The sequence below is a fragment of the Stenotrophomonas sp. LM091 genome (assembly GCF_001806305.1).
In the GTDB taxonomy this organism is placed as follows: Bacteria; Pseudomonadota; Gammaproteobacteria; order Xanthomonadales; family Xanthomonadaceae; genus Stenotrophomonas; species Stenotrophomonas bentonitica_A.
Window position 1 is genome coordinate 3,632,329 of the sequence record NZ_CP017483.1, and the last position, 21,359, is coordinate 3,653,687.

The 21,359-nt window shown below is 67.1% G+C and carries 24 protein-coding genes and 5 tRNA genes; 15 read left to right on the top strand and 14 right to left on the bottom strand.

What is annotated here, in order from left to right; all coding sequences use genetic code 11:
• Positions 1–2: 2 nt before the first annotated feature.
• Positions 3–77 (top strand) — tRNA-Val (locus BIZ42_RS16020).
• 84 nt (positions 78–161) lie between these two features.
• On the opposite strand, the gene BIZ42_RS16025 is transcribed toward BIZ42_RS16020, so the two are convergent.
• A complete protein-coding gene (locus BIZ42_RS16025) occupies positions 162–1,625 on the bottom strand; it encodes an MASE1 domain-containing protein (RefSeq protein WP_083279880.1) in 1,464 nt (487 codons plus the stop codon).
• Positions 1,626–1,849: 224 nt separating this feature from the next.
• Here BIZ42_RS16025 and BIZ42_RS16030 point away from each other — a divergent pair, with 224 nt between their 5' ends.
• From BIZ42_RS16030 to BIZ42_RS16075, 10 genes are all read left to right on the top strand, one after another.
• A complete protein-coding gene (locus BIZ42_RS16030; RefSeq protein WP_070427009.1) occupies positions 1,850–4,258 on the top strand; it encodes a DNA internalization-related competence protein ComEC/Rec2 in 2,409 nt (802 codons plus the stop codon).
• A gap of 3 nt (positions 4,259–4,261) precedes the next feature.
• Complete coding sequence (locus tag BIZ42_RS16035) at positions 4,262–4,936, top strand: MotA/TolQ/ExbB proton channel family protein (protein ID WP_070427010.1); 675 nt, start codon at positions 4,262–4,264, stop codon at positions 4,934–4,936.
• A 3-nt stretch (positions 4,937–4,939) separates the two neighbouring features.
• Positions 4,940–5,362: a biopolymer transporter ExbD gene (locus BIZ42_RS16040; protein ID WP_019183376.1), complete on the top strand. Its 423-nt coding sequence runs from the start codon at positions 4,940–4,942 to the stop codon at positions 5,360–5,362.
• Positions 5,359–7,107: a lipid A export permease/ATP-binding protein MsbA gene (msbA, locus tag BIZ42_RS16045; RefSeq protein WP_070427011.1), complete on the top strand. Its 1,749-nt coding sequence runs from the start codon at positions 5,359–5,361 to the stop codon at positions 7,105–7,107. Before BIZ42_RS16040 ends, msbA begins: the two co-directional genes overlap by 4 nt.
• On the top strand, positions 7,107–8,129 hold the full coding sequence (gene lpxK / locus BIZ42_RS16050) for a tetraacyldisaccharide 4'-kinase (protein WP_070427012.1): 1,023 nt from the start codon (positions 7,107–7,109) through the stop codon (positions 8,127–8,129). The genes msbA and lpxK overlap by 1 nt, the downstream gene beginning before the upstream one ends.
• Positions 8,130–8,195: 66 nt before the next feature.
• Complete coding sequence (kdsB, locus tag BIZ42_RS16055; RefSeq protein WP_070427013.1) at positions 8,196–8,969, top strand: 3-deoxy-manno-octulosonate cytidylyltransferase; 774 nt, start codon at positions 8,196–8,198, stop codon at positions 8,967–8,969.
• 46 nt (positions 8,970–9,015) lie between these two features.
• Positions 9,016–10,431 carry a hypothetical protein gene (locus BIZ42_RS16060; protein WP_070427014.1) on the top strand — a complete coding sequence of 472 codons (1,416 nt, stop codon included), beginning with the start codon at positions 9,016–9,018 and terminating at the stop codon, positions 10,429–10,431.
• A complete protein-coding gene (gene uvrC / locus BIZ42_RS16065) occupies positions 10,428–12,275 on the top strand; it encodes an excinuclease ABC subunit UvrC (RefSeq protein WP_070427015.1) in 1,848 nt (615 codons plus the stop codon). Before BIZ42_RS16060 ends, uvrC begins: the two co-directional genes overlap by 4 nt.
• Before the next feature lie 9 nt (positions 12,276–12,284).
• Positions 12,285–12,908 (top strand): CDP-diacylglycerol--glycerol-3-phosphate 3-phosphatidyltransferase, encoded by a 624-nt coding sequence (pgsA, locus tag BIZ42_RS16070; RefSeq protein WP_019183370.1) that lies wholly within the window; start codon positions 12,285–12,287, stop codon positions 12,906–12,908.
• Between the two features lie 46 nt (positions 12,909–12,954).
• Positions 12,955–13,030 (top strand) — tRNA-Gly (locus tag BIZ42_RS16075).
• A gap of 89 nt (positions 13,031–13,119) precedes the next feature.
• On the opposite strand, the gene BIZ42_RS16080 is transcribed toward BIZ42_RS16075, so the two are convergent.
• On the bottom strand, positions 13,120–13,464 hold the full coding sequence (locus BIZ42_RS16080) for a hypothetical protein (protein ID WP_070427016.1): 345 nt from the start codon (positions 13,462–13,464) through the stop codon (positions 13,120–13,122).
• A gap of 207 nt (positions 13,465–13,671) precedes the next feature.
• Here BIZ42_RS16080 and BIZ42_RS16085 point away from each other — a divergent pair.
• The 4 genes from BIZ42_RS16085 (at position 13,672) to BIZ42_RS16100 (ending at position 14,489) form a co-directional block, all read left to right on the top strand.
• Positions 13,672–13,747: transfer RNA gene (locus BIZ42_RS16085), tRNA-Gly, on the top strand.
• A gap of 146 nt (positions 13,748–13,893) precedes the next feature.
• Positions 13,894–13,969: transfer RNA gene (locus BIZ42_RS16090), tRNA-Gly, on the top strand.
• A 77-nt stretch (positions 13,970–14,046) separates the two neighbouring features.
• Positions 14,047–14,120, top strand: a tRNA-Cys gene (locus tag BIZ42_RS16095).
• Positions 14,121–14,273: 153 nt separating this feature from the next.
• Entirely contained in the window at positions 14,274–14,489 is a 216-nt protein-coding gene (locus BIZ42_RS16100; RefSeq protein ID WP_070427017.1) for a hypothetical protein, read from the top strand.
• A gap of 9 nt (positions 14,490–14,498) precedes the next feature.
• On the opposite strand, the gene BIZ42_RS16105 is transcribed toward BIZ42_RS16100, so the two are convergent.
• The 12 genes from BIZ42_RS16105 to BIZ42_RS16155 all read right to left on the bottom strand — a co-directional run bounded on the left by BIZ42_RS16105 (position 14,499) and on the right by BIZ42_RS16155 (position 21,261).
• Positions 14,499–15,524, bottom strand: coding sequence for a tyrosine-type recombinase/integrase (locus tag BIZ42_RS16105; RefSeq protein ID WP_070427018.1), 1,026 nt, complete (start codon positions 15,522–15,524; stop codon positions 14,499–14,501).
• A 1-nt stretch (position 15,525) separates the two neighbouring features.
• Positions 15,526–15,738: a DUF4224 domain-containing protein gene (locus tag BIZ42_RS16110; RefSeq protein WP_070427019.1), complete on the bottom strand. Its 213-nt coding sequence runs from the start codon at positions 15,736–15,738 to the stop codon at positions 15,526–15,528.
• Positions 15,728–16,027: a hypothetical protein gene (locus tag BIZ42_RS16115; protein WP_070427020.1), complete on the bottom strand. Its 300-nt coding sequence runs from the start codon at positions 16,025–16,027 to the stop codon at positions 15,728–15,730. The genes BIZ42_RS16110 and BIZ42_RS16115 overlap by 11 nt, the downstream gene beginning before the upstream one ends.
• Positions 16,024–16,209: a hypothetical protein gene (locus BIZ42_RS16120; protein ID WP_070427021.1), complete on the bottom strand. Its 186-nt coding sequence runs from the start codon at positions 16,207–16,209 to the stop codon at positions 16,024–16,026. Before BIZ42_RS16120 ends, BIZ42_RS16115 begins: the two co-directional genes overlap by 4 nt.
• The gene (locus BIZ42_RS16125) at positions 16,209–18,218 is read right to left on the bottom strand and encodes a DNA cytosine methyltransferase (protein ID WP_070427022.1); all 2,010 of its coding nucleotides are present in this window, start codon (positions 18,216–18,218) and stop codon (positions 16,209–16,211) included. The genes BIZ42_RS16120 and BIZ42_RS16125 overlap by 1 nt, the downstream gene beginning before the upstream one ends.
• A 437-nt stretch (positions 18,219–18,655) precedes the next feature.
• Positions 18,656–19,246 (bottom strand): hypothetical protein, encoded by a 591-nt coding sequence (locus BIZ42_RS16130; RefSeq protein ID WP_070427023.1) that lies wholly within the window; start codon positions 19,244–19,246, stop codon positions 18,656–18,658.
• Positions 19,243–19,959: a hypothetical protein gene (locus BIZ42_RS16135; protein WP_156785761.1), complete on the bottom strand. Its 717-nt coding sequence runs from the start codon at positions 19,957–19,959 to the stop codon at positions 19,243–19,245. Before BIZ42_RS16135 ends, BIZ42_RS16130 begins: the two co-directional genes overlap by 4 nt.
• Positions 19,956–20,495, bottom strand: coding sequence for a hypothetical protein (locus BIZ42_RS16140; protein WP_070427025.1), 540 nt, complete (start codon positions 20,493–20,495; stop codon positions 19,956–19,958). Before BIZ42_RS16140 ends, BIZ42_RS16135 begins: the two co-directional genes overlap by 4 nt.
• Positions 20,488–20,670, bottom strand: a complete 183-nt coding sequence (locus BIZ42_RS16145) for a hypothetical protein (RefSeq protein WP_070427026.1) — start codon at positions 20,668–20,670, stop codon at positions 20,488–20,490. The genes BIZ42_RS16140 and BIZ42_RS16145 overlap by 8 nt, the downstream gene beginning before the upstream one ends.
• The gene (locus BIZ42_RS19945) at positions 20,658–20,792 is read right to left on the bottom strand and encodes a hypothetical protein (RefSeq protein ID WP_257785231.1); all 135 of its coding nucleotides are present in this window, start codon (positions 20,790–20,792) and stop codon (positions 20,658–20,660) included. Before BIZ42_RS19945 ends, BIZ42_RS16145 begins: the two co-directional genes overlap by 13 nt.
• A complete protein-coding gene (locus tag BIZ42_RS16150) occupies positions 20,789–21,025 on the bottom strand; it encodes a hypothetical protein (RefSeq protein ID WP_070427027.1) in 237 nt (78 codons plus the stop codon). The genes BIZ42_RS19945 and BIZ42_RS16150 overlap by 4 nt, the downstream gene beginning before the upstream one ends.
• The gene (locus BIZ42_RS16155; RefSeq protein ID WP_070427028.1) at positions 21,022–21,261 is read right to left on the bottom strand and encodes a hypothetical protein; all 240 of its coding nucleotides are present in this window, start codon (positions 21,259–21,261) and stop codon (positions 21,022–21,024) included. The genes BIZ42_RS16150 and BIZ42_RS16155 overlap by 4 nt, the downstream gene beginning before the upstream one ends.
• Positions 21,262–21,359 lie beyond the last annotated feature (98 nt).

Here is a 21,359-nt window from a genome sequence, read left to right on the forward strand (position 1 = left end):
ACGGGCGGTTAGCTCAGCGGTAGAGCACTACCTTGACATGGTAGGGGTCACAGGTTCGAACCCTGTACCGCCCACCACTTCAGTACCTGGGAAACCACGGGAACAGGTGGAACAAGACGAAGCCGGCCAATGGGCCGGCTTTTTCGTTTTCTGGCGCCCAGTCAGAAGAAGCTCACGTTGCTGCGTGGAAGCGCAGGTGTTCTTGGCGCGCTGGCGTGTCGCTCTGCCTGGCAGCCACGAGTCTCCCTCAACACCAGGCGGATCCGGTTGCCTCGGCACTGCACGTTGCCCTGATAGGCCAGCGCGCGGGCACCGAGCGCCTGCCTGGCGAGCTCCACAGTACCGGGTGCCAGCGTCCGGTGGGGATCCAGAAGCCCGGCGATCACCACGATGCCCTGCTGTCCTCCACGTTGAATCGTGCGTGCGCGAAGACGTAGAGATCCTTTTTCTGCCGTCAGCAGGACCGCGACGACGTCTGCCATGCTCCGGAACGCTGCCAACTGCAGATCAAGGCTCAGATCACAGGGGTCGCCCATCAAATGCGCGGGCAGGACGCGATCCGTCTGTGCCCAGGCATCGGCGATCGCGCCGGCCCGGAGAGCTACGTACAGGCCCGCGGATTCTATTTCGACGGGGTAAACCAAGTTCGCCTGCACCCGTAACGCGCCCGATTGTGCGGCATGCAAGCGCTGGAGCTCCAAGGCCAAGCCTTCCTGGCCCTTTGCCGTGAGCGTATTTGCGATTTTCTGCAGGGACCGGTCGATGTCATCGCCGACATTCCGCAGGTACCAAGCACGCTCGCGCCTGTCCTGTTCGCCGGCGACAAGCGTGGTCCTGGTCATGGCGATGGCGCGGCGCCCCAGCCACTCGTTCTGTCTGAAACGATGATAGTAGTGCGAGGTGGTCGCGCCGAGCAGGAGCAGTACAGTTCCAGTTGCTGCAAGAATCTGCTGTGCGGTGAATGCGGCGGGGTCATGGGAGCCTGGCAGGCCAGTGCTATCCATGCGAAGCAGGACCATCAAGTTGACGCCGATCACTACCAGAGAAACTACAGCTGCCAGTGTCCAGCCTCGCATTGATTCGGCAGCCATGCGCCTGCGTCGCCACATGACGACCAAGGGGGCGATCAACAGAATGCCTAGATAGTCCCCCACGGCATATCGCGCAGCGCCTTCCCAGGAGACGGCCACGTGCTGCGTGGGCATGAGTAGATACGCAAGGCCCTGATTCAGGGCGGTGACCACGATTGCCGCGAGCAGTGCGACCGATAGCAGCCACGTGTCATTGCTCGACGCCATCCAGCGTCGATGCGTGTGCACGATCCCTGCGACGGCGGGCATGAGGCTGGCCGAAGCGACCACGGCCCAGGCAAGGCCATACTGCGGGATCAGCGGGTACCGCGCTAGGGCGAAGAAGGCGTACTCGCCCGCAATCAGGTAGACCCAGTAGCGCGGTGGGCAAAGCAGCAGGGCGGCAACGCGCAGGCCCGCAGGAAGATAGAGCTGGTCGACCGAAACATTGCGAGCTGCCCAGAAGGCAACGGCATAGCTCAGCGCCAGCAGCACGCCACCAGGATGAAGGCGTACGTGCAGATGGATGTCGCGGCTCAACCAGTCGAACGCCACGGTCGCCTCCTGTCGGGGGGCTGGATACCAGTCACCAGCACTGCTCGGACACTATCGGCGAATACAGGCTGCTGCAATGGCAGGTCACGCCTCCCGCACATGGCCAGGCCAAGGCTCTTCCCTGTCCCGTGAGTCTCCAAGTTTCCGACAGACGGGCAGGTCCGGCGCCGATGGGCACACGCTGTGGGAACAAGCACAGTATGGTTTTCAGTGGGGCGTTGCGCATGTCGCGGGTGCTCGACAGTGCCGATCACGCCACCGATGACGCCTTCCCGATCTTCGGCAAAGCGTGTGTCGTTTCGCTGTTGGCAGGCATCTGCGCGATCATCTTCTCGCCCCGGCTGCTGCCGATGGAATGGGGCGTTGCTGCGGCGGCGGTCGGTCTTCTGCTCTGGATCCTGCCCTCCCGCCTGCGCCTCCTCGGCGCGGCCCTCTTCGGTCTCGGCTGGGCGGCCTTCCACGGCCACGCCGGGCTTGCCCAGCAGCTGACACCCGGCAGCGCCGCCGTCGACCACGTGCTGCACGGGCGGGTGGTCAGCCTCCCCGACCACGGCCCCGGGGGAACCCGCTTCCGCTTCCGGGTTGACGAAGATCCGGCGATGCCCACCAGACTCCGCGGTCGCGATCTGGCGCTGGGCTGGTACGACGGATTCCGTGGCGCCGCCGATGATCGCCGGCGCACGCTGCGGGCAGGCGAGCGCTGGTCGCTCAGCGTGCGGGTCCGGCCGCCGCGTGGCCTGGTGAACCCGGGCGGGTTCGACGCCGAGGGCTATGCATTGCGGCAGCGGGTGGCGGGCAGTGGGTACGTGCGCGAGCCCGCCCGGGCGCATCCACTGGGCGAGCCGGCCGGCTTGCCGGCATGGCGCGAGCGGATGGCCGACGCGATCGCCCGCGCGGTCCAGGACGACGGCCGCCGCTTCGTCCAGGCGCTGGCACTGGGCGATACCCGTGGCCTTGGCCAGGCCGATTGGGACGACCTGCGTGCGCTGGGGGTGACCCACCTGGTAGCGATTTCGGGTTTCCATGTCGGCGTCGTGGCTGGCGTGGCCGCACTGCTGGCAGGCGGGCTGTGGCGGTGCCTGCCGATGATGGGCCTTTACCTACCGCGCCCGATGGGCGCCGCAGCCGCGGCGGTCGCAGGTGCGGCGCTGTACGCAGCAGCGGCCGGTTTCGCGCTGCCGACGGTGCGCACCGTGCTGATGATCGCGGTGGTGGCAACGGCGCGTTGCAGCCGGCGACGGGCGACGGTCGCCCAGTCGCTGTCGCTGGCGGCGCTGGCGATGCTGTTGTTCGATCCGCTTGCGGTTCTGGCCCCCGGCTTCTGGCTGAGCTTTGCCGGCGTGCTGTGGCTGATCTGGTGCCTGCCGGGGCGCGAGCAGGGCTGGCTGCGCGGATTCCTGAGTGCCCAGGGCGTGGCCACCGTGGCGTTGCTGCCGCTGACCGTGGCGCTGTTCGGGCAGGCTTCGCGCGCCGGTCCGCTGGTGAACCTGATGGCGATTCCGTGGTGGACCATGGTGGTGGTGCCGCTGGCACTGCTCGGTACCGCGCTTGAGGCGCTGATCGAGGGGGCGGGGCGCTGGCCCTGGCAGCTGGCGGCATGGTGCTTCGACGCGAGCTGGTGGCTGTTCGGGTATGCCGCGCGCAGCGAGCTGTCGCTGTGGTGGCTGCCACAGGCCAACCGCTGGGCGTTGCTGGCGGCGGTGTCCGGCGTGTTCTGGCTGTTGTTGCCGCGCGGCAGTGGCGGGCGGGTGGCGGCGCTGCTGTTGTGCCTGCCGTTGCTATGGCCGGCGCGTCACGGGCCTGGCGAGGGCGAGGTGGAGCTGCTGGTGATGGATGTGGGGCAAGGCCTGGCGGTGGTCGTGCGCACGCGCCGCCACACGCTGCTGTACGACACCGGCCCCGGGACCGACGATGGCTTCGATGCCGGTGAGCGGATCGTGGTGCCCACGCTGCGTGCGCTGGGCCAGGGGCGGCTGGACCGGATCATGATCAGCCACGACCACCGCGACCACACCGGTGGCCTGCGCGGGGTGCGCCGCAGCTTCCCCGATGCGGTCGTGCAGGCACCGCAGGGCGCCCTGCGTGGCCGCGCATCGGCCTGCCATGCCGGACAATCCTGGGCGTGGGACGGGGTCACGTTCCGGGTGCTGCATCCCCTTCCCGGCGAAGCCCGGTCGATCAACGACAGCAGTTGCGTGCTGCGGCTGGAAACCGCCCGGGGGGCGATCCTGCTGGCCGGCGACATCGAAAAAGGCAGCGAAGCGCGGCTGCTCCAGCAGGCAGGTGCGCTGCTGGCGGCCGAAGCCGTGGTGGTGCCGCACCATGGCAGTGCCAGCTCGTCCACCCCGGCCTGGGTGGATGCCGTCGCGCCGCGCCTGGCGATCGTCTCGGCTGGCCATCGCAATCGCTTCGGCCACCCGCGCGCCGAGGTGGTGTCGCGCTGGCAGGCGGTGGGGGCGGAGGTGCTCAACACGGCCGAGAGCGGCGCGGTGCGGATCTGGCTCGGGCGTGAAGGCCTGCAGGTGCGTGAACAACGGGTTTTCGAGCGGCGTTGGTGGGATGCCGCGGAGCGGAGCCGGTCGGCTGCTATCCTATCGGCGATCAAACAGGCGGCCGCTGGGCCGGAGGATTGAAACGTGTGGGAACTGGTCAAGGCCGGTGGCTGGCCGATGCTGCCGCTGCTGCTGTTGGGCGTACTGGCTTTGGCAATTGTCCTGGAGCGTTTCTGGACCCTGCGCCGCAATGAAGTCCTGCCCCCGGGGCTGGGGCAGGAAGTGCGCAACTGGGCCGCACGCGGCAAGCTCGACCCGAGCCACATCCAGTCGCTGCGCGGCAACTCGCCGCTGGGCGCGCTGCTTGCCACCGCGCTGGAAGCACGCAATCGCCCGCGCGACCAGATCCGCGAGCGCATTGAAGACGCCGGCCGGCACCTGGTTCACCGCATGGAGCGGTTCCTGAATGCCCTGGGCACGATTGCCTCCGCCGGCCCGCTGCTGGGCCTGCTCGGCACGGTGGTCGGCATGATCCAGATGTTCATGGGCATCCTCGACCACGGCGTGGGCGATGTGAACCAGCTGGCCGGCGGTATCGGCAAGGCACTGGTGTGCACCGCCACCGGCATGATCGTGGCGATCCCCGCGCTGATGTTCCATCGCTACTTCAAGGGCCGCATCGCCGGCTACGTGATCGAGATGGAGCAGGAAGCTTCGGCCCTGCTGGACGCGCTGGATGGCCGCCCGGGCGTGATGAACACGGCCCCGCGTGCCGCTGGTGCCCCCGCCGGCGCCACACCGGTCACGGTCAAGGGCTGACGGATGCGTATCCGCAATGACCGGATCCAGGACGAACCGCATATCGATCTGGTCCCGCTGATCGATGTGATCCTCGTCCTGATCATCTTCTTCGTGGTCACCACCACCTTCGACGCGCGCTCGACGCTGCAGTTGCAGTTGCCGACCGCCAGCCAGCAGGACACCACCGAGCCGCCGCGCTCGCTGAGCGTGCTGGTCAATGCCGAGGGGCGTTACTTCATCAACGATCAGGAAGTGCTGCGCACCGACGTCGAGTCGGTCAAGCAGACGATTGCCGCCGTCGCCGGCAGCGATCGGGAACAGACCGTGCTGTTGCGCGCCGACGCGCGTACGCCTTATCAGGCCGTGGTCACGGCCCAGGATGCCCTGGGCCAGCTGGGCTTCCGCCGCATCGCCATCGCTACCGCGCCGGAGGTGCGTCCATGAGCAAGAAACATTCTTCCGTCTGGCCGATCTACAAGCGGCTGCTCGGGTACACCGGGGCGTACTGGGTGTTCATGGTCGCGGCCGTGATCGCGATGGTGGTCGAGGCGCTGGCCGGCTACAGCTTCACCAAGCTGATGGAGCCGCTGGTCAACCGGGGGTTCGTCAACCCGGAGCCGCGCATGGCGGTGATCCTGCCGCTGACCATCCTCGGGTTGTTCATGATGCGCAGCCTGGCCACCCTGGTCAGCGACTACGCGCTGGCCCGCACCGGGCGCAGCGTGGTGCGCGACCTGCGTGAGCAGGTGCTGGAGAAGTACCTGCACCTGCCGTCCTCGCACTTCGATGCCGAGGCCACGCCGGTGATGGTCAGCCGCCTGAACTTCGATACCGAACAGGTCACCCAGGCCAGTGCCGATGCGCTCAAGACCCTGGTGGCCGATACCCTCACCATCATCGCCATGCTGGTGGTGATGCTGCAGATGAGCGTCAAGGTCACCATGGCGATGCTGGTGGTGGTGCCGCTGATCGGCGTGATCGTCTCGATCGTCGGCAAGCGTTACCGCCGGATCAGCCGGGGCATCCAGGACGGCATGGGCGGCATGGCGCAGACCGCCGAACAGTCGTTGGCCGCGCAGCAGGAAGTGAAGGTGCATGGCACCCAGGCGCACGAGATTTCGCGCTATTCCCGGCTGGCCAACCGCATGCTCGGCCTGAACATGAAGGTCGAAACCACGCGCGCACTGGCCTCCAGCACGGTGCAGTTCCTGGCGGCATTGGCGCTGGCGGTGATCGTGTGGGTGTCCACCCGCGAGGCGCTGGCCGGCAAGCTCAATGCAGGCCAGTTCATGGGCCTGATGACCTCGATGATGGCGATCATTCCCTCGCTGCGTCGCCTGACCAGCGTGCAGACCTCGATCTCGCGTGGTGTCGCTGCGGCCGAGCGCCTGTTCGGGATTCTGGACATGCCGGTCGAGCGCGACGAAGGCCTCCAGCGCATCGGCCGCGCGCGCGGCGAGCTCGCGTTCGAGCACGTGATGCTGCGCTATCGCGAGGACACCGGCATCGCGCTGGACGACATCAGCTTCGTGGCCAAGCCGGGCACGGTGACGGCGATCGTCGGCCGCTCCGGCAGCGGCAAGACCAGCCTCATCCGCCTGGTGCCGCGCTTCTACGAGCCCAGCGGCGGCCGCATCACGCTCGATGGCGTGGCCCTGGACGACTACCCGCTGGCCGACCTGCGTCGCCAGGTGGCGATGGTCGGGCAGAAGGTCATGCTGTTCGATGACACCGTGGGCGCCAACATCGCCTACGGCATGGATGCCACCGAAGACCAGATCCGCGCGGCGGCCGAAGCTGCCAATGCGTGGGAGTTCATCGCCCGCATGCCGCAGCAGCTGCAGACGCCGGTTGGTGAGAATGGCGCGTTGCTCTCCGGTGGCCAGCGCCAGCGCTTGGCGATCGCCCGCGCGATCCTGCGCGACGCGCCGATTCTGATCCTGGATGAAGCCACCGCGGCGCTCGACAACGAATCCGAACGCCTGGTGCAGGACGCCCTGCAGCGCCTGATGCCCGAGCGGACCACGCTGGTGATCGCGCACCGCCTGTCCACCATCGAACATGCTGATCAGGTGCTGGTGATGGACCACGGCCGCATCGTTGAACGTGGCACGCACAACGAACTGCTGGCGCTGGGTGGCCTGTACGAGCACCTGCACAGGATGCAGTTCCGCGAAAGGCAGCCTTGATGGCAGGCAAGGGCACGCAGACGCCGTCGTACTGGTATGACGGCAGCACCATTCCGTTCCTGGCGCGTTTGGCGTCACCGCTGTATGGCGCGGCGATCGCGCTGCGGCGGATGGCCTATCGCCGCCGTTGGCTGAAACGGCATTCGCTGCCGGTGCCGGTGGTGGTGGTCGGCAACGTCACCGCCGGCGGCACCGGCAAGACCCCGCTGACGATTGCCCTGGTCAACCGCCTGCGCGACGCGGGCTGGAAGCCGGGGGTCGCCAGCCGTGGCTATGGCCGCCAGGAGGCGGGCACGCCGCGCTGGGTGCTGGCCAGTACCGATACCTCGGTCGGCGGCGACGAGCCGGTGCTGATCGCCTGGAAAACCGGCGTGCCGGTGCGGGTCGATGCGGACCGCGTCGCGGCGGGCAAGGCGCTGGTCGAGGCGGGCTGCGACATCATCGTCTGCGATGACGGCCTGCAGCATTACCGGCTGGCGCGCGACATCGAAATCGAAGTGGTCGATGCCCAGCGCCGCTACGGTAACGGTCGCCTGATTCCCGCCGGTCCGCTGCGCGAGCCGGCCAGCCGTGCGCGCGACTGCGATTTCCGCGTGGTCAACATGGGCCAGGCCAGTGACGGCACCGAAGCGCAGACCGCCTGCGGCTTCGGCGAATGGCCGATGCAGCTTCGCATCGACAGTGCGCAGCCGCTGCAGGGCGGCCGTGCGCGGCGCCTCTCCCATTTCCAGGGGCAGCGGGTGCATGCCGTGGCTGGCATCGCCAACCCGCAGCGCTTCTTCGACATGCTGCGCGCACACCGCATTGGCGTGGTGCCGCATGCCTTCGCCGATCACCATGCCTACCAGCCTGCGGACCTGCGTTTCGGGAGCGAGTTGCCGGTGCTGATGACCGAGAAGGATGCGGTCAAGTGCAAGGCCTTCGCGACCGAGTGGCACTTCGCGGTGCCGCTGTCGGCGGAGTTGCCGGCCGCGTTCTGGATCAGCCTGCTGGATCGCGTCGAGAAGCTCGGCAAGCGTTGACGCCTCCGGTGCCGCTTGCGGCACACTGAGGCCCTGATTGCCTTCCTTTCGTACAGGTCATCCCCCATGAGCGCTTCCGTCGAGTTCGTCGTCGCCATTCCCGCCCGTTACGCCGCCTCGCGGCTGCCGGGCAAGCCACTGCGCCTGCTGGGCGGCGAACCGCTGGTGCTGCGCGTGGCGCAACGCGCGCTGCTCGCCGGCGCTCGCGAAGTGTGGGTGGCCACGGATGACCAGCGCATCGCCGATGCGTTGCAGGGCCTGGCCGAGGTGCGTGTGGCGATGACCTCCACCGATCATGCTTCCGGCACCGATCGCCTGGCCGAGTGCGCTGCGCAGGCGGGCTGGTCGGACGACACCCTGGTGGTGAACCTGCAGGGCGATGAGCCGTTCGCCCCGGCCGAGGGCATCCGTGCCGTGGCCGAAGCGCTGGTCTACAGCGGTGCGGAGATGTCCACGCTGGCCACCCCGGTGGAAGACGCCGAAACGCTGTTCGACCCGAACGTGGTCAAGGTGGTGCGCAAGCAGAATCTGGACGCGCTGTACTTCAGCCGCGCGCCGATTCCGTGGCACCGCGACGCCTTCTCGCGCTCGCGCGACACGCTCGCCGGCCCACACTGGCTGCGCCACATCGGCATCTACGGCTACCGCGCCGGCTTCCTGCGCCGGTTCGCCGCGCTGCCGCCGGGCACGCTGGAGCAGCTGGAATCGCTCGAGCAGCTGCGCGTGCTCGAAGCAGGGCACCGCATCAGCGTGGCCCTGACCCCGGCCGAGTTCCCGCCCGGCATCGACACCCCGGACGATCTGGCGCGCGCCGAGGCCTGGTGGGCCGCCCACCCGTGACCGTGGCACGACGGCTGCATGACGCGTCCTCCGGCATAATCGGGGCATGAACGTCCAGCCCGTCCAGGATCTGCCCGAATTCGCCACCTGGCTCAACGCCACGCCCACCACGCTGGGCGAGCTGCAGGGGCGGCCCGTGGTGCTCGCCTTCGTCAACGCAGCCTCGGTGTGGTGCGCGCAGCGGCTGGCCGAGCTGGCCCAGTGGCAATCGCGCAACCCCGGCAAGGTGCAGCTGCTGGTGCTGCAGGTGCCGCGTTTCGATGGTGAGCGCGATCCTGCCCAGTCCCTGAAACTGCTGCGCCGCCAAGGGCTGAACGCCCCGGCCCTGCTGGATGCGGACTGGGATGGCTGGCGTCGGTTCGGCGTGGCCGCATGGCCGACCCTGGTGCTGCTCGATGCGCAGGGACGCGAGCGTGAGCGGCTGATCGGTCTCGGCGGGGAGCTGGAGCGTTCGCTGACGGCGCTGTGCGAGGGCAGTTCGCGCCCATCCGATGAAGACCTGCACGGCGCACGCGAGCTGAGCCCCGAGCCCCGCCTGCCGCTGCGCTTCCCGACCGGGCTGGCGGTGACCACCGAGCGCCTGTACATCGCCGACACCGGCCACCACCGCGTGCTCGAGTGCAGCCATGGTGGCCGTGTGCTGCGCCAGTTCGGCATGGGCACCGCCGATTTCATGGATGGCGACCAGGCCCAGGCGGCATTCCATCATCCCCAGGGCCTCGCGCTGGAGCGCGAATGGCTGTACGTGGCCGATACCGGCAATCACGCACTGCGCCGGATCCATCTGCTCTCCGGGCAGGTCGACACGCTGTGCGGCACCGGCCGCCCAGGCGAGCCGGTCGAAGGGCCGATCGCCGAGCCGCGCCGTACCGCACTGAACCACCCGCAGGGGCTGGCGGTCGCTGACAACCAGGTCCACATCGCCATGGCCGGCGACAACCGGATCTGGAGCTACCACCTCGGCCAGCGCAGCCTGCAGTGGCGCGCCGGCAGTGGCGCCATCGACGAACGCGACGGCAGTGGTCATATGGCCGCCTTCGCGCAGCCGTGCTCGGTCGCCGCGGTCCAGCAGGTGCTGTACGTCTGCGACGCGCTGGGCTCGTCGATCCGCGCCATGCAACTGCGTGGCGATCTGGTCCAGACACTGGTCGGGCAGGGGCTGTGGAGCTTCGGCGACCAGGACGGGCCGCGCGCCTCGGCACTGCTGCAGTACCCGCAGGCGATCGCGCTGAGTCCGGATGCGCCGCTGTTGTGGATCGCCGATGCCGGCAATGGCCGCCTGCGCACCCTGCGCCTGGGCGGTGGTGAGCTGAGCACGCTGGAGCTGCCGCGGCGCCTGCATGGTCCGGCCGGCCTGGCGCTGGGCGGTGGTGCGGTCTGGATCGCCGAGACCGATGCCCATGCCGTGCTGCGGTTCGACCCCGTCAGTGGTGTCCTGAGCGACGTGCCGATCAACGAATGACTGTTTCTTCCGCCCCCGCCTTCGATGGCAAGGCATTTGCGGCCCACCTGAGCACCGCACCCGGCGTGTACCGCATGTACGCCGCTGACGACACGCTGCTGTACGTCGGCAAGGCGCGCGCGCTGCGCAACCGCGTGGGCAGCTATTTCAACGGCACGCCCAAGACCACCCGGATCATGTCGATGCTGTCGCAGGTCGCGCGCATGGACGTGACCGTGACCCGCTCGGAGGCCGAGGCGCTGCTGCTGGAAAACCAGCTGATCAAGTCGCTCTCGCCGCGCTACAACGTCTCCCTGCGCGACGACAAGACTTACCCGCACGTGCTGCTGACCCGCGAGCAATGGCCGCGGATCGCGTTGCACCGCGGCCCGCGTGCGGTGCCGGGGCGTTACTTCGGTCCGTACCCGGGCGTCACCGCCGTGCGCGAAACGCTCAACCTGATGCACAAGCTGTTCAAGCTGCGCAGCTGCGAAGACAGCGTGTTCCGCAACCGCTCGCGGCCCTGCCTGCAGTACCAGATCGGTCGCTGCAGCGCGCCCTGCGTGGATCTGGTGGCGCCGGAGGATTACGCCGAATCGGTGCGCCGCGCCTCGATGTTCCTGGAGGGCAAGAGTGACCAGCTCGCCCGTGAGCTTGGCACCCAGATGCAGACCGCCAGCGAAGCGCTGGAGTTCGAGCAGGCCGCGCGCCTGCGCGATCTGATCGCCTCGCTGCGCAGCATGCAGACCCGCCAGTACGTGGATGGCCGCGCGGCGGACTTGGACGTGCTCGCCTGCGCAACCCAGGGCGCCAGTGCCTGCGTGCTGCTGCTGGCCTTCCGTGACGGCCGCAACATGGGCACGCGCCCGTTCTTCCCGCGCACCAATGGCGAAGAAAGCGCCGATGAAGTGCTGGGTGCATTCGTCTCGCAGTACTACGCCGAGCACGCCCCGCCGCGCGAGATCCTGCTCGACCGCGAAATTCCCGACGCGAGCCTGATCGAGTCGGCGCTCAGTGCCTCGGCCGAGCACAAGGTGCAGTTGCGATGGAACGTGCGCGGCGAGCGCGCCGGCTATGTGGAGCTCGCCGCACGCAACGCGCAGATCACCCTGGTCACCGAGCTGGGCAGCCGCAACGCGCAGCACGCCCGTAGCGAGGACCTGCGGCAGATGCTGGGCCTTGCCGAACAGGTCAAGCGCGTGGAGTGCTTCGATATCAGCCACACCATGGGCGAGGCCACCGTGGCCTCGTGCGTGGTGTTCGATGCGGCCGGTCCGGTGCGCAACCAGTACCGCCGCTTCAACATCAGTGGCATCGAGCCCGGCGATGACTACGCGGCCATGCACCAGGCGATCGAACGGCGCTTCCGCCGCGCGGTCGAGGAAGACGGCGTGCTGCCGGACCTGCTGCTGATCGATGGCGGTGCCGGCCAGTTGGCCCAGGCGCAATCGGCGCTGGCCGACCTGGGCGTGGAAGGGGTGATGCTGGTCGGTGTGGCCAAGGGCGTGGAGCGCAGGGCAGGGCATGAAGCCCTGGTGCTGCCGGATGGTCGCGAGCTGCGCCCGGGCGCTGCCTCGCCCGCCCTGCAGTTCATCCAGCAGGTGCGTGACGAGGCCCACCGCTTCGCCATCACCGGCCACCGCGGGCGCCGCCAGAAGGCCCGGATGACCAGCAAGCTCGAAGATATTCCCGGCATCGGACCGCGCCGGCGGGCCAGCCTGCTCAAGCATTTCGGCGGCCTGGTCGGCCTGAAAGCCGCCGGCGAAGCGGAAATCGCGAAAGTGGACGGCATCAATGACGCCCTCGCTGCGCGTATCTACGCTAACCTTCATGGACTGCCTACGCCCGATGCGGCGGGCGAGTAGAGAGACGCAATGAAGTTGACCCTCCCCACCTGGCTGACCCTGCTGCGGATCGTGATGATCCCCGTCCTGGTGCTGGTGTTCTATCTCCCCTACAAGTGGACCAATTTCGCTTCCGCGGCGATCTTCGGCCTGGCCGCGCTCACCGACTGGCTCGACGGCTGGATTGCCCGCCGTTACGACCTGCAGTCCGCGTTCGGCGCCTTCCTCGACCCGGTCGCGGACAAGCTGATGGTGGCCGTGGCACTGTTCCTGATCGTGCAGGGCCATCCCACTGCGTGGATGGCGGTGTGGGCGGCGGTGATCGTCGGCCGCGAGATCGCCGTATCGGCACTGCGCGAATGGATGGCCGAAATCGGCCAGCGTGCGAAGGTGCGCGTGGCGGTGATCGGCAAGGTGAAAACCACCGCGCAGATGATCGCGCTGCTGTGCCTGCTGTACTCGGTGGCGCCGCACACCCCGATGCAGGACATCTGGATGGGTACCCAGGTCTTCCATATCGGTGACTGGACCCTGGCCATCGCCTCGATTCTCACGCTGTGGTCGGGCCTGCAGTACCTGCACGCGGCATGGCCGAGCCTGCGCGAGGACGAGCGCCTTGCGCGTGAGAACGCCAAAGCGAAAAAAAATGCATGAGGGCTGTTGACAGCCCCTCGTTTGGCTGTAGAATTTCGCCTCCCAAGCGGGAATAGCTCAGTTGGTAGAGCGCAACCTTGCCAAGGTTGAGGTCGCGAGTTCGAGTCTCGTTTCCCGCTCCAGATACTGTTTCCATCGCGATCCGTCGCGAAGGGAAATGCCGAAAAAAGCGACCTTCCGGGTCGCTTTTTTCGTATGCGCGTGTCTGCGGTCAGTGGCGCGTTCCGATCCGGACGTTGCACCACGTTCGGATGTTCTCGCGGTCGAACCGCGGGCAGCTGTTCTTGATGGGCAGGTACACGTAGAGCGCCTGCGCCGTGTGCACGAAGTGGTAATAGTTCATGCGGTCCTTGCCGTACAGCCAATAGTTCGATGAGCCCGGGTTGATGACGTAGGGCTCGAACGAGAGGATCGATGATTCGGCCGGGATCACGTTGCTGCTGTCGGTCAGCATCATCCAGGCGTTGGAGAAGCCGTGGGTGGTCGCGCCGACGATGGCGAGCGCGCCGATCAGGGCGGCGATGGCGAGGCTGGCAATGCGGAGAGGGCGTGGCATGGGGTGATGGTTGGGAATGACCGGGGGAGGGGCAGGCGAGGCCGGCACGCGCGCCGGGGCGGCCCGGTGCAACGCACGGAAATGCAGCAAAAAGGATGTTGACGACGTGAAGGAATTCCGACAGAATAGCGCTCCTTCGACGCAGGTCGAGGGGCCGACAGCCTCCAGCACCCCAGGGTGCGGTGCCGTCGGGGCAAGCGAAAGTCTGCGGGAATAGCTCAGTTGGTAGAGCGCAACCTTGCCAAGGTTGAGGTCGCGAGTTCGAGTCTCGTTTCCCGCTCCAGATTTCGACAGGGCCCCCTCGGGGCCTTGTTTTTCTCCGCGGTGGCACGCGGGCATCCGGTCCGGAAGCATTGGCCGGGATGTGAAAAAAAGTGTGAAAAAGCTGGTGTGTTTCGAGTGGTTTCGGTAACATGCACGCTTGATTTTGCGGGAATAGCTCAGTTGGTAGAGCGCAACCTTGCCAAGGTTGAGGTCGCGAGTTCGAGTCTCGTTTCCCGCTCCAAATCCTGACCAGGCCCCGTTCTCGGGGTCTTGTTCTATCGGGGCATGCAACACGCCTCCGATGATCGTAGGGTCACCGGCCTGGTGGCAGAGTGGTCATGCAGCGGACTGCAAATCCGCGTACGCCGGTTCAATTCCGACCCAGGCCTCCATTAAGAATCAAACACTTAGCCCGCCGAAAGCGGGCTTTTTGTTTTCCGCAAATGCGAAGCTTTTCCGCAATTTGTTCAGATCGCACCAAGCAATTAACATTCCCCCTACATGGCGGCTGTCGTCATGTAGGAGTCTTTAACAGGGGAACAAGGATGAGTATTTCGATTGGTGGCATTGATATCGCGACCGCGATCGTGAATATCGACATGGAGCTGATCCGTACGCAGAAGCTTCTTGAGTGGATTGTGAACAACAACGTCGGGCTTCGCGGTCCGGACCAGGCCGCCATGGTGGCTATCGAGCAGCAGGCCGCTGCGGTTGTGAAAGCTAAGTATCCGGAGGCTGGGTTGGAGTGGAATCCGGGCTGACCTAGTGGCCTATCGGGTGGGCGTCACTTTGGCGCCCCTCCGATTTCGCGTGTAATGCTCGGTCATGACGACCGACGAGTGCCCCATCTGCTTCTGCGCGGCGCGCACGTCACCGGACGTGTCGGCCTTGTCGGTGGCGGCCTTCGCCCTAAGGTCGCGGAACTGCAGGCCGACCACGCCAGCCAACTCGCACGCTTTCGCCCACTTCCTGGACATCGCGTTTACGCCGATCGTCCGCCCATTCTCATTTACGATCAGGCGAGTGCTGTGCACCTTGTACGCAGACTTCCTTGCCCGGATACGCCGCAGCAGTTCTTCCAGCTCGCCGGCCACAGAGATCCGCAGCTTGGCGCGCGTCTTCGCCTGCTGCACGTTGAGAACCCCATCCCGTACATCCATCTCCGAAAGCGACAGCACGTCTGACGGCCTCTGGCCTGTCAGGTAGGCCAGGTCCATGGCATCACGCAGGCATACGTCCGCTGCCTGCCAGATCGCCGCGAACTGGTCATCTTCGACGTACGCATCGCGCCCGGTCTCCTTGAAACCCTTGATGCCCGCACACGGGTTTGGCAGCGCCGTGTAGCCCTTGTCACGCGCGAAGTTCCATATGTGCGAAAGCAGCGCCTTCTCGCGGTTGGCACGCACATAGGCGGTGCCGGCCTTCGTCCGCCAAGTCATGTACTGGCGAACGTCGACGGGCTGGATGCCTTCGAGCGGCGCCGGCGGGTCGTCGAAGAACTCCTTGAGCTTGGCGATTTCCTTTTGGTTGTCCGCCAGGGTGCGCGACGCCTTCCGGACTGCGACCTCAGCCATGTACCGGTCGGCGACCATGGCAAAGGTCAGCACCGCTGCCTTGGGCAGATTGGTCTCGTGCTCGAGCTCGGCCCAGCGCTTGATGGCCAGGCCGTAATCGGTCCCCAGCGAGGTCTCGCGCCGCGGCTTTCCGCCGTGATCATAGAAGTAATACGCGACCTTGCCGCGCTGGCGCACACGGAACCGGGGGATGGCCCCCGGCTTGGTGGGTTTCCTTCCCATTTCAGGCCGCCTTGTTCGACTTCCAAGAGCCGGCACCGGCCGGCGTCGCGCGCTCAGTCTGCTCCAGGCTGGCCCTTATCACCACGGGCCAGCCGTGGGCGTCCAAATAATGCCGGATGCCGTTGCGCTGAAGAAAGGTGACTTGTCGTGCCTTCTGAGGAGTGCGGCACAGCTGGCGGACCTCTTCACGCGACAGGCAGATATCAACTGCCATTTGCCAGCCTCCCTTCGCCCGGGATCGCCAGGCGCATCTGGATAACGTTGTCCGCTGGCGCCGCGATCGCGGGGAGCACCTTTCGCGCGCTGCGGGCGGGGCGGTTGATGCGGCGCCATTCGGAGAGGGCTGCATCCGGCTCTGCGTGCTTGCTGGTCATCCGGCATTTGCACTCGACGAAGTGGCCGCCGCCGGCGGCCAGGCAGCGCAGGTCGTGGATGTGGCGCGCGCTGTGGCCGGCGGCGCAGGCCGGCAGCGGCTCGGGGTGGCTGATGTGTCGCTGTGTCATGCGAACAGCTCCGGTTGGATGGGAAGTGCCGGCGGCGCCGGGCGGGGAAGGGCAGCAGCGCGGCGGCGGGCGGACTGGGCCATGCGGAACATGCACCAGAAGCCGTGGCCCACCAGCCGCCGGGCGCGCGCTTCGTCGATCAGCACGCGCGCTGTGTGCTTGGCCTGGGTGATCAGATCCATCAGGCCGCCTCCGCCAGCGGCATTGCCACCGGGTCAAGGTTGGCCTCGGCCAGGGCGCGCAGCGGCGGCGGGCTGACGCTGTTGCCGACCATGCGTACGGCCGCGCTGGTGGTCAGCGGCGTGCCGTTGGCAGTGCGATCGATGATGTAGCCCGCCGGGAAGCCCTGCGCGCGGTAGAGCTCGTGCGGCTTCAGCATGCGAAGGCCGATATCCACGATGACGTACGGCGTGCCCTTGATCACCACCGTGACCAGCGCCAGCCGGTCTTTCGTGGTGATGGTGTCGGCGGGGTCGGCCAGGCTGGGCACGTTGGAGCCGGTGCCGTAGTACTTGATCAGGAAGGCGGCGACCCGCAGCGCGCCTTCCTGGTGCTCGGGCGAAAGCTCTGCCAGCTCTGCCTCGGCGACGGCATGGCCCCCGTTTCCGCTGGCGGTGATCGTGCCCACCGGATCGCGTGCATCCTTGCTGCCAGAGCCCCAGCGCTGGACACCTCCCGGGCGTCCTTCGCCGTGTGCGGCTTGCACCATGAAGGCCGTTGACAGCGCATGGTGTTCTGCCTGAGCGGCTACCGTAGCCAGCGGCGTGCGAGCATCGGCGCCGACCATGTTCCTCCGCAGTGTGACCAGCGAGGCAGCAGCTACGCCCAAGGCGTGCGCTGCGCCTGCCGGACGCGCAGCACCAGCACCTGAGGTGATCGTCGGCACAGGTTCGGTGGCAGGTGTTCCGATGCTGTCGCCCCGGAACTTGACCAGGTGCGGCGCCACCAGCGCGGTGTCCGCCTTCGCGGTCATCGTGTACAGAGGGTCAGCGCCCGAGCGTGGTTCCGACTGGCCGGCGCGGCCGCCGACGCCAGCAAGGATCGGCGTGACGACCGAGAAGTGGCCGCCCTTCACCCCGGCGCAGACGGTACGCAGTGGCTCGTCGGCTCGCATGCTGCCCAGCGAATGGCTGCTGTTCGCGTGCTCGGCAATGAACGGGGCAAGCTCGGGCATGGCCAGCATCAGCTCGCCGCGATGGGCAGCGGTGATGGTGCGCAGTGGCTCGTGCACGCCATGGACGCGGTCGGCACCCTGGTGGGTCACCGGCACAATGAACGGGTCCGCAGAGTCGATGACGTGGCGCCTGGTGCCCTTGGCGATGCGGCGCATGGTGGCGTCGGCCAGCGGCCGCTTGCGCCCAAAGATGGACGGGCAAGGGATGCTGAAGTCCAGACAGTCGGCGGCGGATACGCGCGGCTTCTGGCCCGGCGCGGTGCCGTGGCTTGCCGCCGGCCACACGATCGGCTCGCCGTCGCGGCGGCCGAGCAGGAACAAGCGTTCCCGGCTGGTGCCGGCGCCGTAGTCGCTCGCCACCAGCTTTCTCCACTCGACCACGTAGCCCAGCGCACGCAGCGAGGCGACGAACTGCTGCCAAGTGCGGCCGGTGCGGCTCTTGTCCGGCACCAGTTGCTGATGCTCTACCGGCACGCGCTCGCCTCGCGCTGCGACGGTGCCGTCCATCTTCAGGACGCGACCGGTGGTCTTGCAGCGCTTGGCGATCAGCGGGCCCCAGGTCAGGATCTGCCACACGTTCTCCATCGAGAAGATGCGTGGGGCCGTATTGGTGCCGTTGACCAAGTCGGCGCGCAGCAGCATGCCGATCCACTTCAGGACCACCCACGACAGAGCACGTGTCTTCCGGCTGCGCGGCTGGCCGCCCTTGGCCTGGCTGAAGTGCGTGCAGTCCGGCGAGGCATGGAACCATCCGATCGCGCGGCCGGCCACGTCAACGCGAGGGTCCGCATGCCAGATGTCCTCGCGGTGGTGGCTGGTCAGCGGGTGGTTCGCCGCGTGCATGCCGATCGCCAGCGCGTCGTGGTTGTAGGCCAGCGCAGGGTCCTGGCCCAGTGCCTGCTTCAGTGCCTCGCTGGCGCCCCCGCCACCGGCGAACAGATCGACCACGATCTCACCGGCGCGCAGGCGCGAGCGCTGCGGCAGCGGGAAATTGAACGAGCGGGAACCATCAGCCATGGGAGCAGTCCTTGTGTTCGGTATCGGGGCGCAGCCTGGTGCGCAGGTCACGCGGCGGCTTGACGGTGGCCAGGGTGGTAGGGTGATCACAAGCCTGCAGTGTCTGTGACGGACTTTTCCTACACTGGCTAGTGAATAGGCAACTCGAAGGCGTGGCGGCACAGTCGTGGACGCCGACGTCAATCAGGGAGGAACTGCCAGATGTACGAGCTCGTTGGTCCATATCTTGTTCACTGGAGTGCGACTGGCGAGCAGCGTTGTGCTGCGGGCCAATGGACTGGGCATTGGGCGATTTACCATGCTCATCAGTGCAATTTCGACCGTTCGGTTGCCCGGGGAAGCACGGACATTTGTCCGTATCCTGGCGAGGCGCTGAGTCTTGCGAAAAACGAAGCACTGAAAGTGGTGGAGTCGCTCCCTGAGGATGAGTAACTAACTCAGCCATTGCCCACCCCCGGCGCTGCATCGCGCTGGCCGTCGATCAAGCCGCGCAGCTCAGCCGCGCACTGGTAGTAGGGGCCGCTGAAAGCGTCGCCAATCTCGTCATCGCCGTAGCTCTCGAACTTCTCCGCGAGCGCGCGCAACTGCCCCAGGTCGATGCCCTGCGCGGGCGGGGCGATCCATCGCTCATCCTCGCCTTCGGTCCACGTCCACCCGGCTGCCACCAGCACCGCTGCCGCAGCGTTGGCCTTCCGGGCATCGTCCGCCTGATCGAGGGCAGTCTTGATGGAGCGTCGAGCCGGGAAAGCCGGGTGATCGGCGGCGCACTCCATCCACCGCGCAGCAGGATCAATGCCCAGGTGCGCCCATAGCGACGACAACGTGGCCGACGGCTTCCGACCACCGTTCGGGTAGATGCAAACGTCCGCGCTGCTGCCGCTGCGGTGTTTTCGGACGTGGTGCACCTCGCGTATCCACCGCTTGTTGCCGTCAACGCTGCTGGTGACGATGAAGGTCGCGTCTCCAACTGTCAGGCGGTGTTTGCGGTCACGCTGCGGCGGGTAGTCGGGGTAGTCAATCGTGCTCACTGGCCCCCTTCCTTGGCGGCGCGCGCGGCGAGATAGTCACCCAGCACAGTGCCAGCCTGATCGGTTGCCAGGACATGCCCGGATCGTGCGGGGACGCCCACGCTGTTGTCGCCGCAGTCGTATGCACCCTGGAAGCGAAGCAGCGGCTTCTCGTGCCATTCCTCTGGAACAAGATCATCCAGAGCGCCCTCGCCGAGGCTGGTGCTCAGCTCGCGGATTTCGCTGAACTCATGCAGGCGGCCGGTGTCCCAGGCCAGACCTGCGCAGGTCTCACAGATGACCTTGGCATCCGTGCGGTCGCAGTTGGTGCACGGCTGCGCCTCCGGCTGGCGGGCGGCGAGGGCGAGACGGCCACGTTCAATGCAGCGCCACACACTCGTGCGTGCTTCTCCGCCGACGATGCTATGCAGCGTCTCCAGGTACGGCATGGCTGATTCAAGTGCCGCCCGCGCATCCCCCTGCACCTCGCCAACCTGCTGCTTGCCAGTTGCGGCGAGGTGCTGGGCCAACGCGCAGGCGAAGTCGGCAGCCAAGCGCGTGGCGATGTAATTGGTGAAGTCATGCCGGCGGACCTCAGTGGCGAAGAACTCGGCGATGTAGCGGCGGGCGGCCTCACTGGTACTGAGGTCATAACGCGCCACAGGTGTTGCGTTATCCGGGCAGTTGAGGGCTTCGCGCGCCACAGATGGCGCGTTGTGCTTGTCAGTCGTCATGTCTGGCTTCCCTTCTCGTGATCGTTGATGCGGTCGATGAGGTACGTGGCTTCCTTTCGCCATTTGTCGCGGTCGAAAGGGTTGAGGTACTTGGCGAGGTAGTGGAGCTGTTCGAGCGGCTGGATCAGCCAGGTGATGCGGAAGGGCAGAGATGAGCGGTGGTCGCGGAGCGGGGCATGCGGCCGGCAGTCCGGTCCTGCGAGCCATTCGGCTTCGTCGCAGTCCAGGCATCGGCCGTCACCGTTGCTTCCGAGCGGCCATCGGTGCTCCTGCCTTCCGACCGGCGGGTGCAGGTAGAGCGCGCGGATGATCAGATTCCGGCGCCGCGGGTTGGCCACGTCCTCGGGCTCGGCCTCTTCCCAGGGCTCCCTGCTGCCGCGGCGACGGCACTCGTACCGGACCGGCTTCTGCGAGCCGTACAGCTGCTCCATGAAGACCTTTGCCCAGGCAGCGGCAGCCTCGGCGGGCACTGGCTCGCCGGCGGCGCCAGCGCGGCGCATGGCGCGCACGGTGGAGGCCACGGTCGGATCAGCCATCGCGGCCGCGCCTCCACGCCTCGGGCACCTGGGTGGCGCAGAGCAGGGCGCCCATGAGCAGGTAGACGCCGGTTTCTTCGATGCCCGCCCAAGCCATGGCGAAGGCGATCGCCAGGAGCAGGGCGCCCAGCAGCACCAGCCCGCCGGCGCGCCAGTGGCGAATCAGCCCGCGCATCGGATCTGCTCCATCAGCGCGGCGAAGTGCTCTTCATGGCGGCGCTGCAGCCACGAGGCCGCCATGATTGCGCCGGCGGCGAAGCCGACGATCAGGCCGAAGGCGAAGTCGATCCCGCTCATGCGGCACCCGGGGTATGGTTGCGTGCGCCGTGCGCCAGGTCGCGGGTCATGTCGGCGACGGCGCGGGCAGCGCTCTTGTGGCCGTCCAGCACCTCGCGGCGGGCGAGTGCGGCAGCGCGGGCGATGTGGTGAGGGCGGTAACCCATTCGGCGTGCCGCGATCGCCACGGCCAGGCCGGCGCCGTTGGCGCGCTGAGCGGTGTTGGTGGGGAACTGGAGGATGACGGCGCTCATGCCTGCGCCTCGACCAGGTCGGCGTTGCCGAGCTGCAGGGGGCCGATGCGCATACCGGTGCGGATGTGGTTGGCGCGCAGCTCGAGCGCGGCGCTGGAGCCCTTCATGGCGAGCTCGGCCCATTCGACGGGCGAGAGGTTGATCTCGACGGTGCCGAAGGAGATGGCGACGGTATCGGTGGCGTGCACGGCTTTGACCGTGACGGGACCGGAAGCGGTGAAGGCAGCGAAAGCCATGGAGGACTCCGAGCCCCGGCCCGGATGGGCTGTTACTGGGGCGACCCTTGTAGACTACGGAATGCCGTATGTATCTGTCAACGGAATGCCGTAGGTAG

Excerpts from the sequence above, each read along its gene's own strand:
- BIZ42_RS16060 (WP_070427014.1), top strand. The coding sequence starts at position 9,016 with ATGAACGTCCAGCCCGTCCAGGATCTGCCCGAATTCGCCACCTGGCTC.
- BIZ42_RS16155 (WP_070427028.1), bottom strand. The coding sequence starts at position 21,261 with ATGGCTTTCGCTGCCTTCACCGCTTCCGGTCCCGTCACGGTCAAAGCC.
- BIZ42_RS16030 (WP_070427009.1), top strand. The coding sequence starts at position 1,850 with ATGTCGCGGGTGCTCGACAGTGCCGATCACGCCACCGATGACGCCTTC.
- BIZ42_RS16145 (WP_070427026.1), bottom strand. The coding sequence starts at position 20,670 with ATGCGCGGGCTGATTCGCCACTGGCGCGCCGGCGGGCTGGTGCTGCTG.
- BIZ42_RS16105 (WP_070427018.1), bottom strand. The coding sequence starts at position 15,524 with ATGGGAAGGAAACCCACCAAGCCGGGGGCCATCCCCCGGTTCCGTGTG.
- BIZ42_RS16100 (WP_070427017.1), top strand. The coding sequence starts at position 14,274 with ATGAGTATTTCGATTGGTGGCATTGATATCGCGACCGCGATCGTGAAT.
- BIZ42_RS16080 (WP_070427016.1), bottom strand. The coding sequence starts at position 13,464 with ATGCCACGCCCTCTCCGCATTGCCAGCCTCGCCATCGCCGCCCTGATC.
- lpxK (WP_070427012.1), top strand. The coding sequence starts at position 7,107 with ATGGCAGGCAAGGGCACGCAGACGCCGTCGTACTGGTATGACGGCAGC.
- BIZ42_RS16140 (WP_070427025.1), bottom strand. The coding sequence starts at position 20,495 with ATGGCTGATCCGACCGTGGCCTCCACCGTGCGCGCCATGCGCCGCGCT.
- BIZ42_RS16115 (WP_070427020.1), bottom strand. The coding sequence starts at position 16,027 with ATGACACAGCGACACATCAGCCACCCCGAGCCGCTGCCGGCCTGCGCC.
- BIZ42_RS19945 (WP_257785231.1), bottom strand. The coding sequence starts at position 20,792 with ATGAGCGGGATCGACTTCGCCTTCGGCCTGATCGTCGGCTTCGCCGCC.
- msbA (WP_070427011.1), top strand. The coding sequence starts at position 5,359 with ATGAGCAAGAAACATTCTTCCGTCTGGCCGATCTACAAGCGGCTGCTC.
- kdsB (WP_070427013.1), top strand. The coding sequence starts at position 8,196 with ATGAGCGCTTCCGTCGAGTTCGTCGTCGCCATTCCCGCCCGTTACGCC.
- uvrC (WP_070427015.1), top strand. The coding sequence starts at position 10,428 with ATGACTGTTTCTTCCGCCCCCGCCTTCGATGGCAAGGCATTTGCGGCC.
- BIZ42_RS16125 (WP_070427022.1), bottom strand. The coding sequence starts at position 18,218 with ATGGCTGATGGTTCCCGCTCGTTCAATTTCCCGCTGCCGCAGCGCTCG.
- BIZ42_RS16110 (WP_070427019.1), bottom strand. The coding sequence starts at position 15,738 with ATGGCAGTTGATATCTGCCTGTCGCGTGAAGAGGTCCGCCAGCTGTGC.
- BIZ42_RS16040 (WP_019183376.1), top strand. The coding sequence starts at position 4,940 with ATGCGTATCCGCAATGACCGGATCCAGGACGAACCGCATATCGATCTG.
- BIZ42_RS16120 (WP_070427021.1), bottom strand. The coding sequence starts at position 16,209 with ATGGATCTGATCACCCAGGCCAAGCACACAGCGCGCGTGCTGATCGAC.
- pgsA (WP_019183370.1), top strand. The coding sequence starts at position 12,285 with ATGAAGTTGACCCTCCCCACCTGGCTGACCCTGCTGCGGATCGTGATG.
- BIZ42_RS16150 (WP_070427027.1), bottom strand. The coding sequence starts at position 21,025 with ATGAGCGCCGTCATCCTCCAGTTCCCCACCAACACCGCTCAGCGCGCC.
- BIZ42_RS16135 (WP_156785761.1), bottom strand. The coding sequence starts at position 19,959 with ATGACGACTGACAAGCACAACGCGCCATCTGTGGCGCGCGAAGCCCTC.